This is a genomic window from Afipia birgiae 34632 (assembly GCF_000308295.2).
Taxonomy (GTDB): Bacteria; Pseudomonadota; Alphaproteobacteria; order Rhizobiales; family Xanthobacteraceae; genus Afipia; species Afipia birgiae.
The window spans coordinates 194,246-211,338 of the sequence record NZ_HG326654.1 but is presented as its reverse complement, the minus strand read 5'-3'; the positions used below and the strand labels follow the sequence as shown (position 1 = coordinate 211,338).

General features: G+C 61.4%; 15 protein-coding genes. 7 read left to right on the top strand and 8 right to left on the bottom strand.

The features are described from left to right. The first annotated feature begins 25 nt into the window (after positions 1-25). On the top strand, positions 26-2,689 hold the full coding sequence (gene alaS / locus BN32_RS19600) for an alanine--tRNA ligase (protein WP_019196310.1): 2,664 nt from the start codon (positions 26-28) through the stop codon (positions 2,687-2,689). Here alaS and BN32_RS19595 read toward each other — a convergent pair. Further along, complete coding sequence (locus BN32_RS19595) at positions 2,686-3,645, bottom strand: glycerophosphodiester phosphodiesterase family protein (protein WP_019196311.1); 960 nt, start codon at positions 3,643-3,645, stop codon at positions 2,686-2,688. The two genes, alaS and BN32_RS19595, sit on opposite strands and share 4 nt — an antisense overlap. A 225-nt stretch (positions 3,646-3,870) precedes the next feature. Beyond that, the gene (locus BN32_RS19590) at positions 3,871-4,704 is read right to left on the bottom strand and encodes a universal stress protein (RefSeq protein ID WP_019196312.1); all 834 of its coding nucleotides are present in this window, start codon (positions 4,702-4,704) and stop codon (positions 3,871-3,873) included. Positions 4,705-4,900: 196 nt separating this feature from the next. Between BN32_RS19590 and ybaL the strand changes: the two genes are divergently transcribed. Then, positions 4,901-6,622 (top strand): YbaL family putative K(+) efflux transporter, encoded by a 1,722-nt coding sequence (gene ybaL / locus BN32_RS19585; RefSeq protein ID WP_019196313.1) that lies wholly within the window; start codon positions 4,901-4,903, stop codon positions 6,620-6,622. Between the two features lie 145 nt (positions 6,623-6,767). Further along, positions 6,768-8,162 carry an outer membrane protein gene (locus BN32_RS25685; protein ID WP_162161325.1) on the top strand — a complete coding sequence of 465 codons (1,395 nt, stop codon included), beginning with the start codon at positions 6,768-6,770 and terminating at the stop codon, positions 8,160-8,162. Between the two features lie 98 nt (positions 8,163-8,260). Here the strand turns inward: BN32_RS25685 and BN32_RS19575 are convergent, their stop codons facing one another. From BN32_RS19575 to BN32_RS19560, 5 genes are all read right to left on the bottom strand, one after another. Further along, positions 8,261-8,698: an acyl-CoA thioesterase gene (locus BN32_RS19575; RefSeq protein WP_019196315.1), complete on the bottom strand. Its 438-nt coding sequence runs from the start codon at positions 8,696-8,698 to the stop codon at positions 8,261-8,263. Between the two features lie 91 nt (positions 8,699-8,789). Next, positions 8,790-10,004 (bottom strand): NADP-dependent isocitrate dehydrogenase, encoded by a 1,215-nt coding sequence (locus tag BN32_RS19570; protein WP_019196316.1) that lies wholly within the window; start codon positions 10,002-10,004, stop codon positions 8,790-8,792. A 335-nt stretch (positions 10,005-10,339) separates the two neighbouring features. Then, entirely contained in the window at positions 10,340-10,483 is a 144-nt protein-coding gene (locus BN32_RS26950; protein WP_156449386.1) for a hypothetical protein, read from the bottom strand. 64 nt (positions 10,484-10,547) lie between these two features. Next, the gene (locus tag BN32_RS19565) at positions 10,548-12,137 is read right to left on the bottom strand and encodes an MFS transporter (protein ID WP_040427335.1); all 1,590 of its coding nucleotides are present in this window, start codon (positions 12,135-12,137) and stop codon (positions 10,548-10,550) included. After that, the gene (locus tag BN32_RS19560; protein ID WP_082773411.1) at positions 12,124-13,305 is read right to left on the bottom strand and encodes an HlyD family secretion protein; all 1,182 of its coding nucleotides are present in this window, start codon (positions 13,303-13,305) and stop codon (positions 12,124-12,126) included. Before BN32_RS19560 ends, BN32_RS19565 begins: the two co-directional genes overlap by 14 nt. Positions 13,306-13,490: 185 nt before the next feature. On the opposite strand from BN32_RS19560, the gene BN32_RS19555 reads away from it, so the two are divergent. Both BN32_RS19555 and BN32_RS19550 read left to right on the top strand, forming a co-directional pair. Then, complete coding sequence (locus tag BN32_RS19555; RefSeq protein WP_019196319.1) at positions 13,491-14,678, top strand: TrmJ/YjtD family RNA methyltransferase; 1,188 nt, start codon at positions 13,491-13,493, stop codon at positions 14,676-14,678. Positions 14,679-14,792: 114 nt separating this feature from the next. Continuing rightward, positions 14,793-15,284: a GlcG/HbpS family heme-binding protein gene (locus tag BN32_RS19550; RefSeq protein WP_019196320.1), complete on the top strand. Its 492-nt coding sequence runs from the start codon at positions 14,793-14,795 to the stop codon at positions 15,282-15,284. Positions 15,285-15,350: 66 nt separating this feature from the next. Here the strand turns inward: BN32_RS19550 and BN32_RS19545 are convergent, their stop codons facing one another. Then, positions 15,351-15,668, bottom strand: a complete 318-nt coding sequence (locus BN32_RS19545) for a DUF1476 domain-containing protein (protein WP_019196321.1) — start codon at positions 15,666-15,668, stop codon at positions 15,351-15,353. Positions 15,669-15,949: 281 nt separating this feature from the next. Here BN32_RS19545 and purC point away from each other — a divergent pair, with 281 nt between their 5' ends. Together purC and purS are read left to right on the top strand one after the other, a co-directional pair. Beyond that, positions 15,950-16,717: a phosphoribosylaminoimidazolesuccinocarboxamide synthase gene (gene purC, locus BN32_RS19540; protein ID WP_019196322.1), complete on the top strand. Its 768-nt coding sequence runs from the start codon at positions 15,950-15,952 to the stop codon at positions 16,715-16,717. Between the two features lie 130 nt (positions 16,718-16,847). Next, positions 16,848-17,090 (top strand): phosphoribosylformylglycinamidine synthase subunit PurS, encoded by a 243-nt coding sequence (purS, locus tag BN32_RS19535; RefSeq protein WP_019196323.1) that lies wholly within the window; start codon positions 16,848-16,850, stop codon positions 17,088-17,090. The last annotated feature ends 3 nt before the right edge of the window (positions 17,091-17,093 follow it).

The window sequence follows — 17,093 nt, the reverse complement described above, 5'->3', positions numbered from 1 at the left end:
AGCTTTTGGGCGCGATTGGACGATTATGAGCGGCGTTAACGAGATCAGGTCGGCGTATCTGAATTATTTCGCGAAAAACGGCCACGATATCGTGCCGTCTTCGCCGCTGGTTCCGCGCAACGACCCGACATTGATGTTCACCAATGCGGGCATGGTGCAATTCAAGAACGTGTTCACGGGTCTTGAGAAGCGGCCCTATCAGCGCGCGACCTCATCGCAGAAGTGCGTTCGCGCCGGCGGCAAGCACAATGACCTCGATAATGTCGGCTACACCGCGCGGCATCACACCTTTTTCGAGATGCTCGGGAACTTCTCGTTCGGCGACTATTTCAAGGAGCGCGCCATCGAGCTTGCCTGGAATTTAATCACCAAGGAGTACGGGCTCCCCAAGGACAAGCTGCTGGTCACGGTCTATTCCGAGGACGAGGACGCTGCGAAACTCTGGAAAAAGATCGCAGGTCTGCCTGAATCGAAAATCATCCGGATCGCGACGTCGGACAATTTCTGGCAGATGGGCGACACCGGCCCCTGCGGCCCGTGCTCCGAAATCTTCTTCGACCACGGCGACAAGATCTGGGGCGGCCCTCCCGGTTCGCCCGAGGAAGACGGCGACCGCTTCATCGAGATCTGGAATCTCGTGTTCATGCAGTTCGACCAGATCGCGCCCGGCAACCGCGTCGCGCTGCCGAAGCCGTCGATCGATACCGGCATGGGTCTGGAGCGCATCGCCGCCGTGCTTCAGGGCAAGCATGACAACTACGACATCGATCTGTTCGTTGCGCTGATCCGCGCCATCGCCGAGTTGACCGGGGCTGATCCGCAGGGCGAACAAAAGGCGTCGCTGCGCGTGATCGCGGACCATCTGCGCGCGTCGTCGTTCCTGATTTCCGACGGCGTGCTGCCGTCGAACGAAGGCCGCGGCTATGTGCTGCGCCGGATCATGCGCCGCGCGATGCGCCACGGGCAGTTGCTCGGAGCCAAAGAGCCGCTGATGTATCGCCTCGTCTGGGCGCTGGTGCGCGAGATGGGTCAGGCCTATCCCGAACTGGTTCGGGCCGAGAACCTGATCGAGGAAACGCTGAAGCTCGAGGAAACCCGTTTCCGCAAGACGCTGGATCGCGGCCTCACGATTCTGGACGAGAAAAGCGCGTCGCTGAAGAAGGGCGACATGTTCGACGGCGAGACCGCGTTCACGCTGTACGACACCTACGGCTTTCCGCTCGATCTCACGCAGGACGCGCTGCGCAACCGCGGCATCGGCGTCGATATCGCTTCGTTCACCGACGCGATGGAGCAGCAGCGCAAGAAGGCGCGCGCGGCCTGGGCCGGGTCGGGCGACACCGCAACCGAAAACGTCTGGTTTCCGCTGCGCGAGAAACTCGGCGCGACTGAGTTCCTGGGCTACGACACCGAAATCGCCGAAGGCGTCGTCACCGCGCTGGTGAAGGACGGCAAGGAAATCGACAGCGCCAAGACTGGCGACAGCGTTGCGATCGTGATGAACCAGACGCCGTTCTACGCCGAATCCGGCGGTCAGGTCGGCGACACCGGCATCCTTAGCGGCGATGGCGTGCGTGTGCGCGTCACCGACACGCAGAAGAAGGCGGGCGATCTTTACGTGCATCTCGGCGCCGTCGAGCAGGGCACGGTGAAGCTCGGCGTGCCGCTGCAGCTCGAAGTCGATCACGCGCGGCGCACGTCGATCCGCGCCAATCACTCCGCGACGCACCTTCTGCATGAGGCGCTGCGGCAGGTGCTGGGCGATCACATCGCGCAACGCGGCTCCCTAGTTGCTCCTGAGCGGCTGCGCTTCGACTTCGCCCACAACAAGCCGATCACGGCGGACGAACTGCGCCGCATCGAAGACATCGCCAACGATGTCGTGCTGGAGAACGGCGAAGTCCTCACCCGCTCGATGGCGGTGGACGATGCGCGGGATTCCGGCGCACGGGCGCTGTTCGGTGAAAAATACGGCGACGAGGTCCGCGTGGTGTCGATGGGCGCGGGGCAGGGCAATGCGCTCGGCTGGTCGGTCGAACTGTGCGGCGGCACCCATGTGCGTCGTACCGGCGACATTGGTTTGATCTCCATCAGTGGCGAAAGCGCGGTGGCCTCCGGCGTCCGGCGCATCGAGGCGCTGACCGGAAACAATGCGCGTCACGCGGTGAACGCGACCATTCACACCGCGAAGGCGGCAGCGGCGGAACTGAAAACCACGCTGGACGATTTGCCGGCGCGTATCGCCGCACTCGTCGAAGAACGCAAGAAGCTGGAAAACGCGCTGTCGGATGCACGCAAGAAGCTCGCCATGGGTGGCACGAGCGTATCCGGCTCTCATCGCGGTGAGGATGCGTTCATCGAAGTTAGCGGCGTCAAGCTGATGGCGAAGCGCGTTTCCGGTATCGAGATGAAAGATCTCAAGAGCCTTGCCGACGACGGCAAGAAGCAGATCGGCTCCGGCGTTGTCGCGATCATCAATGTCGGCGAAGACGGCAAGGCGGGCGCGGTGGTCGGGGTCACGGCTGACCTGACCTCGCGCTTCAGCGCGGTTGATCTGGTGAAGATCGCGTCGGAAGCCTTGGGCGGCAAGGGCGGCGGCGGCCGTCCCGACATGGCGCAGGCCGGCGGTCCCGACGGCGCGAAGGCCGATGCAGCCTTGAAGGCCATCGAAGCCGCGATGGGCGCCTAGCGCGACGCAGCGATGCTCTCGATGCGGTTGGTCCAGATACCGAGACCGGATCGCTGCGGTGTGGCCTTGAACTCCTCCGGCGTATCGATGCCGGTGGAGGAGTCACCTTTCTGATAAGGGCCGGCGAGGATCACGACGGCGGAAGCGCCACGCATCCGTACCAGGAAACGGTCCGGCCATCCCCACAGCAGCCACGCGTAGTTCTGCGGTATCAGCAGGAGAGTGCCCGCGCAGGATGACGGGACATAGCCCGCCCAGCCGATGGCGAGATAGTGCTTGAGACACCGGATTTCCTGCTGGTTCGACATCGTCGGAATCTGCGGCAGCTGCTGGCGCATCGCCGTGATCGGATGATCGCCGCCATATACCATGAGGAGCTTCAGGCGATCGGGCGGCAATTGTTTCAGGCGCGCAGCGAGCTTGTCGCCTTCAGCGGGATCGTTGCTCTTGATGTGGATCAGAAAGCGACGGTCAGGAAACGCGGTCAGCACCTCGTCGAGGGTTGGCATCAGCCCTACGCCTTTGCCGCGCAGGGGAAAGGTCTTGCCGCCGTCTGCGGTGTAACCATAGCCGATATCGAGGCGCTTTAAATCCGCGAGCTTGTGTTCGCGGGTGACGCCCTTGCCGTCGGTGCGGCAATCGAGAGTCCAGTCGTGAAAGACGGCGAAGTGGCCGTCGGTGGTGGGATGAATATCGAACTCGACGATGTCCGCTCCGGCCTCGAAGGCGGCCTTCATCGAGGGCAGGGTGTTTTCGATGAAATCGTGCGTGGGCGGCCGGATCATGGTCGCCGTGCAGTCATCGGCGGTTTGCGTGTAGGCGGGATAGGTCTGGTGGACGCCGCGATGCGCGAGCAGGAACGGCCTACCCGTCGGCGTGAATGTGAGCCAGCTTGCGTTGAAGAGATAGATGGCGGCGAGGAGAAGAAGAACGGCGAGAATGATGCGGCGGCGCATGAGGCATTCCTGAGGAAGGACTCACTCTGCTGCCAAACACGACAAAACGAAGGCGCGGTGTTTGCTGCGCCTTCGCGCCGCACCGGAAGTCGGTCCTAGCGCAGAAACACGTAGTCCGCTGAACAGGACACGCTCTGATACGCGCCTGCTTGTCGCAAGTGCCTTGCGGCTAGCCGCCAAGGGTGTTGATTCTCTGCACGGTCGTGCGCGTGCATCCCCGGGAATTCAGTGCGACATGAAGACCGGAACGGTCATCGTGGACAGGATGCCCCGCGTCGCGCCGCCGAGCACGAATTCGCGCAGACGCGAATGCCCATAGCCGCCCATCACGATCATGTCTGCCGAGCAATCCGCTGCGTACGACAGGATTGAATCGGTGACATCGATTTGGGACTCCGAGATGGTTTTGACCTCGGCCTTGATGCCGTGATGCTCAAGATGTCCTGCGATCTCGGCGCCGTGAATTGCGCGCTTCGGATATCTGGCTCTCTCGTTGACGACGACCACAATTTCAACGGTTTCCGCCTTTCTCAGGAACGGTAGCGCATCGTTGATGGCGCGGGCGGCTGCGGCGCCTCCATCCCAGCAGCACAGCACGTGACCGAGCTTCAGCCCGGCTTTCTGGATGTAGGGCACGATCATCACAGGCCGTCCGGAGCTGAACAGGGCGGCTTCGATCAGAAGATCGTTGTTTGCGCCATTCGCCCCGGACTGCTGAAGAACGCTGAGATCGAAACGCCGCGCCATCGTCGCAAAGGCTTCGCCCGGACTGAGACCGCCTTGGGTTACAAGATGGTGCTCGGTCGAGATATGACGTCGTTGTGCCGCCATCTCAAATCGTTCGACCGCCGCGCGGGCAGACTTTTCACTGGCGGCCAATATTTCTGCGAGCGCTTCAGAGGGCAAGCCCGGCATCATGAAGCCCGGCATGTTCACCAGGTCGCCGAAAGCAATGCAAGCAAGGTGCGCGTCGAATGCCTCGGCGACTGTGACGGCATAATCAAGAGCGGGATCATGCGGCTTGTCGCTCTCGACCTTGAGAAGAATGTCCCTGATCATGGCGAGTCCCTCGCAACAGCGCGGACGGAATGCCGGAATTGACACGGATCAAACGGGAGACAAATCGAAGTCCGCTCAGTTCATGATATCTTCTCTCGCACCTCGTTTTTCAATGGCCTCACATCGCTTGGTTGCTGCGGCGATGAGTAGCGAAGGATGCACTTGCATCAATCTATTTCATGCAGCAAGATGCGGCATGCATCACAATACTCCTTTGATTTCAACGGTTGTCGTCGGCCTCGTATTGGCTTTCATACTCGGCGCGCTGGCCCAGCGGGTCCGTATCTCACCCCTTGTCGGCTATCTTCTCGCGGGCGTCGTCATGGGCCCGTTCACGCCCGGTTATGTGGCGGATCAGAAAATCGCCCACGAACTCGCCGAGATCGGCATCATCCTTCTGATGTTCGGCGTCGGCCTGCATTTCTCGCTGAAGGACCTGCTGTCGGTGCGCGCCATCGCGGTACCCGGCGCGGTGGTGCAGATCGCCGTGGCAACGCTGCTCGGCATGGGCCTTGGCTGGACGCTCGGCTGGCCGGTGGGCGGCGGGCTGGTATTCGGGCTCGCGCTGTCGGTTGCCAGTACGGTCGTGCTGCTGCGCGCATTGCAGGAGCGACGGCTGGTCGATACCGAACGCGGCCGGATCGCGGTCGGCTGGCTGATCGTCGAAGACCTCGCCATGGTGCTGACGCTGGTATTGCTGCCGGCGCTCGCGGGAATACTGAAAGGCGAGGGCGCCAACGGTCTCAGCGCCTATGCAATGGCGCAGCCGGTCCTCATTACGCTCGGCAAGGTCGCGGCATTCGTCATCTTCATGCTGGTGGTCGGCCGCCGCGTGATTCCGTGGATCCTGCATTACGTTGCGCATACCGGCTCGCGCGAACTGTTCCGGCTCGCGGTGTTTGCGATTTCGCTCGGCGTCGCCTTTGGCGCGGCGATCCTGTTCGATGTCTCGTTCGCGCTCGGCGCATTCTTCGCTGGCATGATCCTGAGCGAATCCGAACTCAGCCAGCGCGCGGCGAACGAAACCCTGCCGCTGCGCGATGCGTTTGCCGTGCTGTTCTTCGTGTCGGTGGGCATGCTGGTCGATCCGGCCATCATCACGCGCGAACCGCTGCCGCTGCTCGCGACCGTTTTCATTATTATCTTCGGAAAGTCCGTTGCGGCGTTCGGCATCGTGCGCATGTTCGGACATCCCACATCGACGGCGCTGACGATTTCGGCGAGTCTCGCCCAGATCGGCGAATTCTCTTTCATTCTCGTCAGTCTTGGCGTCAGCCTTGCGCTGCTGCCGGATCGCGGCCGCGATCTGGTTCTGGCCGGCGCGATCATTTCGATCATGCTGAACCCGCTGTTCTTCGCGCTGCTCGATCGCTATGAGGCGAAGAAGAAAGAAGCCGAAGATGCGGCGGCGGCAGCACAGTCCGCGCAGGATACCGCTGCGGCGGCCGTCGCGGAAGCGGCAAAGAAGAAGCCGTCCCGCATAGAGTTGCCGGTGTCGGCGCTCACCGGTCATGTCGTGCTGGTCGGGTACGGGCGCGTGGGAAGTGTCGTCGGCAAGTCCTTGCAGCAAGGAGGCGTGCCATTTCTCGTCATCGAGGATGATCCGGGCTGCCTCGAAAGGCTCACTGAGGCCGGGATCGAGAAGATCACGGGCAATGCGGCTGCGCCGGGAATGCTGGTCGCGGCAAATCTGGAAGCGGCACGCGGGCTTATCGTCGCGATTCCCGATGCGTTCGAAGGCGGGCAGATCGTCGCCAAGGCTCGGGCAATCAGCTTAACGCTGCCGATTATCGCGCGCGCACACTCGGAAGAGGAAATCGCGCATCTCAAGCATCACGGCGCGAACTCCGTGATCATGGGAGAACAGGAAATCGCCAAGGCCATGATCGCGCAGATCGGTGGTGCGGGTCTACCATAGGCGGAAATGTTGAGTTCCATTCAACTGTGGCGGGAATGTAACGGCCTTGGCGGGGAATCCCCGTATAAGGAACCGGATTGTCGAGCAGTTCGGCAAGCATGCCTTGGGGGTTGTTTTGAAGCGAATGTTTTTGGTGGCGGGTCTGATGTCCGTCGCTCCTTTTTCCCCCATCGTCGCCGCAGATCTTGCTCCGCGCATTTTTACCAAAGCACCTCCAGCGCCTGACAATTGGTCGGGCGGCTACGTCGGACTGAGCGGCGGCTTCGGAACGGGCAATTCCAAGCAGACCGATCCCGGTCGTGGCCCGCTCGTGCCCGGCGGAGGAGGAGGAGGTCCTCCACCTGGCGACGGCAGCTACGCGGTCAATGGCGGTCTGATTGGCGGCACAATCGGTTACAACTGGCAGATCGCGCGCTGGGTTTACGGCTTTGAGGGCGATTATTCCTGGGCTGACATCAGCGGCCGTTCCGATCAGTGCGGATTATCGGCAAACAATGCTCATGCTTGCGGCACCAAGCTGAGTTCGCTCGGCACCTTGCGCGGGCGAGTCGGTTACGCCGTCGGAGCGGCGGGCAATTGGCTGCTCTTTGCGACCGGCGGTCTTGCGGTTGGCGAGGTGCGTGGCTGGGATGTTCTGACGCCGGCATCCGGCAGCGAACTTCGACCGGGATGGACGGTGGGAGCCGGCGTGGAAACGAAGTTCGCGCCGAACTGGTCCGCGAAGGTCGAGTATCTGTACGTCGATCTCGGTAAGTCGGCGTTGTTCGACATTTTGCCGTCGACGCCGGAAACCGTCAGCTTCAACGCGAACATCGTCAGGGCGGGCATCAACTACAAGCTACCTGTGGGCAAGATACCCACGGGCAGCTTCTCCCCTGAACCTGCTCGTAACTGGAGCGGACTTTACATCGGCGGTCACGTCGGGGGCAGTTCGGCAGGCTCCAACTGGGCTTTTCAGCGAGATGACTGGTGGATAATCCGCCGTGGAACGGGAGGCATCCCCTTCGCCAGACAGACGTCCGTGCTGGGGGGCGTGCAGGCAGGATACAATTTTCAGCTTGGATCGATCGTGACCGGCATCGAAGGCACGTGGTCAGGGCTGAATCACAAGACGACGATTGCCAGTCCTTATTATCCTGACACCGATACAGAGACGGCAAAGATCAGCAATATCTTCACGATCGCGGGTCGCCTTGGCGTCACCTGGGACCGTGTCTTGTTCTACGCCAAGGGGGGCTGGGCAGGTGGCGAGGTTGGATTGTCTGCGGCGTCAACGTCCGGTGGTCCTTCCGCATGGAATCCCGGCAGCAAGTTCAGGAGCGGCGTGATCGTCGGCGCGGGCTTCGAATACATGCTGACGCAGAATCTCATCCTTGGCATCGAGTACAATCACATCGACCTCGGACGAGCTAATTACACCGCCTACAATACCGGCGCGGACACAACTCTCACATCGGTCGACGACAAGACCAAGCTGGATACCGTTGTCGGCCGCTTGAGCTACAAGTTCGATTCGTTAGGCGCGGTTGCCAGCCGGTAGATTGTCCGGTCTCAAAAAATTGGCGGTTGACCCAAGCTCAAAATGAGAAAGGCGCGGAGAAATCCGCGCCTTTGATGTTTGCGAGGTGCGGTCCGCAATCACGCTGCGAGATGCTTTTCGCATGACGCAATAAGGTTGCGAATCTCAGCCGTGATCGGCGCTGGCCGGTGCGTGGATTGATCGGTGTTGACCCAGACCACTTCGCCTATCGCCATCAGCTGCGTGCTGTCCTTGAGGAAGATTGCCGTCTCAAAGGTCATGCTCGAACTGCCGATCCGCGCGACACGGGCGCCGACCTCGATCTCCGCATCGAAACGGATCGGCGCCTTGTATTCCACGACAGACTTGACGACGTGGAAGTCCATGCCGGTCTTCTTGGCATCCGCATACTGGTCGTAGCCGAGCGCGCGGAAATATTCGGTGATCGTAGTGTCGTAGAAGGTCAGATAGTGGGCGTTGAACACCACGCCCTGGCCGTCGATCTCCGAATAGCGGATCCGGAAGGGATGGAAGAAGCTGAATTGGTCTCGCGTCATGCCCGGCGTTCCGTTTCTTTTTGAAGTTCACAAGCAAACGGCGCAGACATCGTCTGCGCCGTTGAACGTATGAATTTTAGCTTGCTGCGCCTCAGGCGGCCATCGCCTTGGTGAGGTTTTCCGCCACCTTGTCGAGGAAGCCGGTGGTGGACAGCCAGCGCTGATCCGCGCCGACCAGCAGCGCCAGATCCTTGGTCATGAAACCGCTTTCGACGGTATCGACGCAGACCTTCTCCAGCGTCTTGGCGAATTTCGCCAGTTCCGCGTTATTGTCGAGCTTGGCGCGGTGGGCGAGGCCTTGCGTCCAGGCGAAGATCGACGCGATCGAGTTGGTCGAGGTTTCCTTGCCCTTCTGGTGCTCGCGGTAGTGGCGGGTCACGGTACCGTGGGCGGCTTCGGCTTCGACGACCTTACCGTCCGGCGTCAGCAGCACAGAGGTCATGAGGCCCAGCGAGCCGTAGCCCTGCGCGACGGTGTCGGACTGCACGTCGCCGTCGTAGTTCTTGCAGGCCCAGACGTAGCCACCGGACCACTTCAGCGCCGAAGCGACCATGTCGTCGATCAGACGATGTTCGTAGGTGAGGCCCTTGGCTTCGAAGTCCTTCTTGAACTCGGTGTCGTAGATCTCCTGGAAGATATCCTTGAAGCGTCCGTCGTAGACCTTGAGGATGGTGTTCTTGGTCGACAGGTACACCGGATAGCCGCGCGACAGACCGTAGTTCATCGAGGCGCGTGCAAAATCGCGAATGGAATCGTCGAGGTTGTACATACCCATGGCGACGCCGGAGTCTGGCGACTTGAACACTTCCTTCTCGATGACCGTGCCGTCTTCGCCGACGAATTTCATCGTCAGCGTGCCCTTGCCGGGAAACTTGAAGTCGGTTGCGCGATACTGGTCGCCGAAAGCGTGGCGGCCAATGATGATCGGCTTGGTCCAGCCGGGAACCAGACGCGGCACGTTCTTGCAGATGATCGGTTCGCGGAAAATCACGCCGCCGAGGATGTTGCGGATGGTGCCGTTCGGCGATTTCCACATTTCCTTGAGGCCGAATTCCTTCACGCGCGCTTCGTCCGGCGTGATGGTGGCGCACTTGACGCCGACGCCGTGCTTCTTGATCGCGTTGGCCGCGTCGATCGTGACCTGATCGTTGGTCTTGTCGCGGTACTCCATCCCAAGGTCGTAGTATTCGAGATTCACATCAAGGAACGGGTTGATCAGCTTGTCCTTGATGTACTGCCAGATGATCCGGGTCATCTCGTCGCCATCGAGTTCGACGACGGGGTTGGTCACCTTGATTTTTGCCATGGGGGATCGGGCCTTAACATTGGGGGCGGAGAGGGCGAGAGAAACCGCAACCGGTTCCGTAGCGAGGCTATAGCACCCGCCTTCGCGGGCTGGAAGGCAACGCACCTGAGACTTTCTGGCATGCCCGCCTGGATTTGCTCTGACGAACAAATCTGGAGCCGTTTCACGACAAATACTTGGGCATCTGCCCGCTCGCCGGAAACCGCTCAGAGGCGAAAGTGCCCGGCACTTCCGGGCTGCCCGATTCGGGGGACGGCGACTCTCCCGCAGTACTGTCTCGCGTGTCGCATGAGATTCAAACGATTCGCTAACCGCATTGATTTATAAGGGTAATTTCAGGGCGGTGCGCTGGAACTTGAATCAGTCTCTTCGGTTCTTGAATCAATTCCTTCACGGGTTGAATCAAAGCCTTCAGAAGGTGATTCAAAGCCTTCGCAGCCTGAATCCGCATGGTGATAGCTTGATTCAATTATCTTCATCGCCCGAATCCGAGTCCTGGGACTTTGGCTTGAAAGGCGGGCCGATGTCGCGGAGCGGAGCACGCTATTGGGCTCTTGCGCCCGGCGTGAAGGGTCCCGGCGGAGACTTGGTGATCAGTGCGGTGACAAGCAGCCCAGCGATCGCGAATCCGAAGGTCAGCCAGAAGGCGTCGATATAGGCGAGTACGTTTGCCTCACGTTGAACAACGCCGGCCAGCGTTCCGACGCTGCGCGCGGGGGCCGTTGCGGCGCCATGGCCGGCGAAATAGCCCGACAGGTGAGCGAGAAAGCGCTGCACTTGATCCGTGGCGTGGGTGACGTGCTGCCCGAGGAGGTTGGAGTGGATCTGTTCGCGCACCCGCAGCCACGTGCCCATCAGCGCGATACCGAACTCCGCGCCGCCCAGCCGCATGATCTGGATGTAGGCGGCGAATGCCGTCGCCCGGGTCGGATCGGAATTGGAGAGCGCGATGATGATGATCGGGAAAAGCGTGAATGTCTGGCCGACTGATTGCAGCAGTACGATGGGAACGAAGTCGGCTAATCGCCAGGCGTGCGTGACCTGAATCCCGAGCAGGGCGGCAGCGGCGAAGGTGATCAGACCGATCACCAGCACGATCCTCACGTCGAATCGCCGCAGCAGCCAGATCGAGAGGGGGAACAGCACCGCCATGGGCAAAACGCCGTAGATCAGAAGCAGGCGGCCGGTCTGCTCGGGCCGAAGCTGCGCCACGGTGGAGAGGAAATTCGGCACCAGCGACGAATTCGAAAGACTGGTCAGGGTGTAGAGCAGGATCACGACCAGAGCGAAGCCGATATTGCGCGACAGCAGCACGTTCGCGTGGGCCCACGGATCCTGAACCAGCGCTTCGTTGATGAAAAACGCCACCACCAAAAAAACGCCGCAGCCGAGCAGCGCCACAACGGTTCCGGAATTGAGCCAGTCCAGCCGGTTGCCCTGATCGAGGCCGGCATAGACCATGGCAATGCCGGTTCCGAGCAGCAGCATGCCGCCCCAGTCCGCGGTTTCGAGCAGCTTCCGGTTGATCGGGTCGCGCGGGGCACCGAAGTAAACCAGTAACGCCATCAGCACTGCAATGATCGCGTCCTGCCAGTACAGCCACTGCCAGCCGAGGTGATCAACATAGAAGCCCACCAGCGCGGGACCGAAGTTGAGCGAAAAGCCGACGCGCAGAGCGTAGATCCCGATCGCCACCAGCCACCATTGCATCGGCAGGTTGCGGAAAATGATCAATAGCGTGGCCGGCACGAAGGTGCCGAGCAGCAGGCCGTGGAGGATGGTGAGTGCAAGAAGTGTCTGGTAATCGCGGACAAATGGCAGAATCAGCGAGATCAGAGCGAACACGAGACTCGGGATGCCGAGGATACGGCGCAGGCCAAACACCGTGGCCAGCCACGCCACCGCGGGCGCGATGAAAATCTGCGACGCGGTTGACGCCGTGCTCAGCCACGCCCCTTCATCGTAACTGAGCGAAAAGGCTCCCTTGAGATCGGGCAGCCCGATCGAGAACATCCGGCTGTCGATATTCGCCATCGACGAGCCGAGCAGCACGGCGATCACGGCGAGCAGCGGATAGTGAACGGCCTGGCCGACCGAGACCGGCCCGCTGGCGATGATTTTAGCTTCCGTCACCGGCTTTGGCTCCGGCATTCGAGGGGGCAACCGTGCCCTCGGTATTGATCCGCGTGACCGCCGACATGCCCGGCAACAGACGTTCGAGCAGCGGCTGGCCCTTGTCGAATTCGATCCGCAGCGGAATTCGTTGCGCGACCTTGGTGAAATTGCCGGTGGCGTTGTCGGGTGGCAGCAACGCGAACTGCGATCCGCTCGCCGGGGAGATGCGCGCGACGTGGCCGCGCAGCTTCTCGTCGGGGAAGGTATCGATGGTGATCTCGACCGGTTGGCCGGCCTTCACGCGGGTGAGTTGCGTCTCCTTGTAGTTCGCGATGACGTAGACGTTCGGGAGCGGAACAATGTTGAACAGGTTGCTGCCGATGTTGACGTAGTCTCCCGGCTGAACCTGCCGTGCCCCCACCACGCCGTCGAACGGCGCCACGATCCGGGTGTAGCCGAGCTTCAGGCGCGCGGCCTTCAGCGCCGCCTGAGCGGCGAGAACGTCGGCGGCGCGCTGCTTTTTCGTTCCGGCGAGAACGTCGAGCTGATGCCGCTGGGCGGCGATCGCCGCCCGGCTGGCGCGGACATCCGCCTCCGCCTTGGCAAGCGCCGCGGTCGCCTGTTCCAGCCTCTGGCGAGTGCCTGACGAACTCTGGATCAGCGACTGCTGGCGATCCAGCTCCTGTTGTGCCTCGACCTGGAAAGCTTCCGCTGAGGCGCGCTGGGCTTCGGATTGCGCGATGGTGGCGTATTGGAGCTCGACCTGATTGGCGAGATTGTCGAGGGCAGCCTGTGCGCCTGTCACGGCGGCTTCGGCCTGCGCGACCTGCGCTTCATAGTCCGCCGGATCGATCTCGACGAGCAGATCACCGGCCTTGACACGCTGATAGTCGCTCGCGGCGACCTTGATCACCTCGCCGGCGACGCGGCTGCTGAGCTGCGTCGTCTGGGCGCGAACGTAAGCGTCGTTCGTGGTCTGGGTCACGGCGTTGCCGACCCAGGCGTCCCAGCGCAGCGTCGCCAGTGTCACAAAGATCGCCGCGGCAATCAGGCACGCGATTGGGATCGCCAGCCGGCGCAGCATGGCACTCACAGGTGAGCGCTCCGGAGGCGGGCCAGATGTCAGGGGAGCCGCCCGCTGTGGGGTAGGGCCGCCGGCGGCGGCGTCGTTATCCGTCTGAGCCATGGGTCACCCCTGACAGCACGCTACCCCAATCGGCGGTGAAAATTCAAAGCCGAGCCCGCAATTTTCAGCATGGCCGCATTGCGGTGAACTCTGCCGGAATTTTCACCATTCTGAAAAATGTCTTGACCTGTTCAGCCTCAACTGCGTTACGGCAGGGCGCAGCGAAAATATCAAAAGCAGAGGTCATGACCGGTTCAGGCACCGACAAAACCAAGACGCGAAAGGAATTGGCCGGACCCGTGGTGGTTCTGGTCGAGCCGCAGCTTGGCGAAAACATCGGCATGTGCGCGCGCGCCATGGGCAATTTCGGGCTGACGCGGCTGCGCATTGTCAATCCGCGCGACGGCTGGCCGAACATGGCCGCCCAGCGCGCGGCCGCGGGCGCCGATCACATTCTCGATAAAGTCGAACTGTTCGACACCGTCGAGGCGGCGGTGGCCGACTGCTCGCTGCTGTTTGCGACCACGGCGCGGGCGCATGATCAGGCCAAGCCGGTGGTCGGTCCGGAGGAGGCCGCCCGCCAGATCGTCGGGGAAACCATGGCGAGCGGCACGGCGGCCATCATGTTCGGGCGCGAGCGTTACGGCTTACAGAACGACGAGGTCGCGCTCGCCAACCGCATTGTCACGTTTCCGGTCAATCCGGGTTTTGCCTCGCTGAACCTCGCTCAGGCCGTTCTGCTGATGGGCTACGAATGGTTCAAGCTCGCCACGGCCAACACGCTACCGTTCGATATGCCGGAGCGTTCAGAGCGAGCCTCGAACCATCAGATTCAGGCGTTCTTCGACAACCTCGTGAACGAACTCGACAAGGTCGAATTCCTGCGCCCGCCAGAAAAGCGCGACACCATGCTGGTCAACATGCGTAACATCTTCACGCGGATGGAGCCGACCAAGCAGGACATGCACACCTTGCACGGCGTGGTGATGGCCATCGCGGAAGGCCGCAAAGGCCCCGCAAAGGGCGGGGTTCTCGACGGCAATGAAGCGACGCGGCTGCGCGCGCTGCTGGCCGAGCACTCCGACGGACGCGCATCGTCCGATAGCGGCACGGTGCGGGGACTTGCGCGCCTGCTGCGGCGGAATCCGACCGATGCCGAGCGCATCCTGTGGCAGGCCCTGACCACGGACCGCCGCTTCGCATCCCACTTCAAGCGGCAGACGCCGGTGGGGCGGCACATCCCGGATTTCGTCTCATTCACGAAACGGATCGCCGTTGAGCTCGTCAACGCCAACGAGACCGACGTGATTGCGCGGGACCGCGCGGCACGGAGCGAATGGCTCGCGGCGCGGGGATATCGCGTTTGCCTGATCAATGCAGAGGACGTGGATACCGACCTTGCCGCGCAACTTGACCGGCTTGCGGGCGCCTAGCGCTCTTCGCTTCCGCAACATCGATTCTTGTTCTGCCGCGGGATTAAAGCGCGCTAGACAATGTTGTTGCTCACGATGATTGTCACGAACCAATAAAATCAGGGAGGATTCAATATGCGTTCACTCGGTCTCGCAGCACTGACGACGGCTGCGATCATTCTTGCCGGTCCGGCACACGCGCAGGCGCCGCAGGTTGAGAAGAATGTCTCGATGGCGATGGCCATGGCCATCATCCAGGGCACGATGGAGCAGTGCACCAAGGACGGCTACAAGGTGTCCGTCACGGTGGTGGACAAGGCCGGCAATGTGGCTGCACAAGTACGAGGGGACGGCACCAATCCTCACACCATGGAATTCAGCCGCCTGAAGGCCTACACTTCACGCACGCGCGGCCAGACTTCGCTGGAATTCCAGAAACTGACGGCGAAACCGGAAACTGCGTACCTGCTTCAAATTCCCGGCGTTGTTGGGGCCGGCGGCGCTGCGCCAATCAAGGTGGGCAATGAAACGATCGGAGCGGTGGGCGCGTCCGGCGCGCCCGGCGGCGACAAGGACGAAGTCTGTGTCCTCGCAGGCATTGCGAAGGTTCAGGACGCGCTGAAGTAATCAGCTCTGCAAAACAAAACGCCGCGCGATCGGATCGCGCGGCGTTTTCGTTTCAACTCGCTAGAATTACTGACCGGCCTTGATCTGGGCGACGGCGACCGCCACCAGTTCGTCCATCTTCTTGCGGACGTCGGCCTCCGACACGCCCTTGCTGGCGAGGTCGGCTGCGACCTTGCGAAGCACGTCGGTATCGCCGGCCTCCTCGAAATCGGCCGCCACGACCTCCTTGGAGTAGGCTGCGGCGTCGTCACCGGTCTTGCCCAGCTTTTCGGCGGCCCACAGGCCCAGCAACTTGTTCCGGCGGGCTTCCGCCTTGAACTTTTGTTCCTCGTCGAGGGCGAACTTCTTCTCGAAGCCTTCCTGGCGCTTGTCGAAAGTGGACATATATCTGTTCCGTAAGCTGAATTTGATGCCGCGAGGAGATTGGCGGCGGGACCCAGCATATATGGGTTCGGCCCCCCTCAAAGCAACGTCCGAGAAGTCGCAGGAAGCGGGTAAAACGCCTTTCGTTGCGTTGTATCCGTCACATCAATCGGTTAGGTTGCCGATGAGTCCGGTTCGCGGTTTGTTTCACGATTCCGGACTTCACGGCAGCTCCGCCGTGGGTCGCGTAAATCACCCGGAGCACTCCATTCATGGACTTCAACAGAACACGGTACATCCCTATGAGCCGTCGGCGTCGCATTTACGAAGGCAAAGGCAAGACCCTTTACGAAGGGCCTGAGCCTGGAACCCTGATTCAGCATTTCAAGGACGACGCCACTGCGTTCAATGCCAAGAAACACCAGATCATTGAGGGCAAGGGTGTCCTCAACAACCGGATCTCGGAGTACGTCTTCCAGCATCTGAACGACATCGGCGTGCCGACCCATTTTATCAAGCGGCTCAACATGCGCGAGCAGTTGATCCGTGAGGTCGAGATCGTGCCGCTCGAGGTTGTGGTGCGCAACGTCGCAGCTGGTTCATTGTCGCAGCGCCTCGGCATCGAGGAAGGCACGCAGCTGCCGCGCTCGATCATCGAGTTCTATTACAAGAACGATCAACTCGGCGATCCGATGGTGTCCGAAGAGCACATCACCGCGTTCGGTTGGGCCACGCCGCAGGAAATCGACGACATGATGGCGCTCGCCATCCGCGTCAACGACTTCCTGACCGGGCTTTTCCTCGGCGTCGGCATCCGTCTTGTGGATTTCAAGATGGAATGCGGACGGCTGTTCGAGAACGACATGATGCGCATCATCGTCGCCGACGAAATCTCCCCGGACTCGTGCCGGCTGTGGGACATCAAGTCGAACGAGAAGATGGACAAGGACCGTTTCCGCCGCGATCTCGGTGGGCTGCTTGAGGCCTACACCGAAGTCGCCAAGCGTCTCGGCATCCTGATCGAGAATGATCGTCCCGCGGGCTCCGGCCCGGTGCTTGTGAAGAGCTGATTCCGTCATCCTGAGGTGCGAGCCGCTTTTGCGGCGAGCCTCGAAGGATGGCCTCTAAAAAACGTCGCCCTTCGAGGCTCGGGCTTTGCCCTCGCGCCTCAGGGTGACGTTTCAGAAAACTGGAAGCGATATGAAGGCGCGCGTTACCGTCACATTGAAGAACGGCATTCTCGATCCGCAGGGCAAGGCCATCGAAGGGGCGCTGAAATCGCTCGGCGTCGATGGCATCGCCAGCGTGCGGCAGGGCAAGGTGTTCGACATCGAAGTCGCCGGCGCGGACAAGGCGAAGGCCGAAGCCGCGCTCAGGGAAGCGGCTGACAAGCTGCTCGCGAATACGGTGATCGAGAATTATCGCGTCGAGATCTCGGGCTAGGCG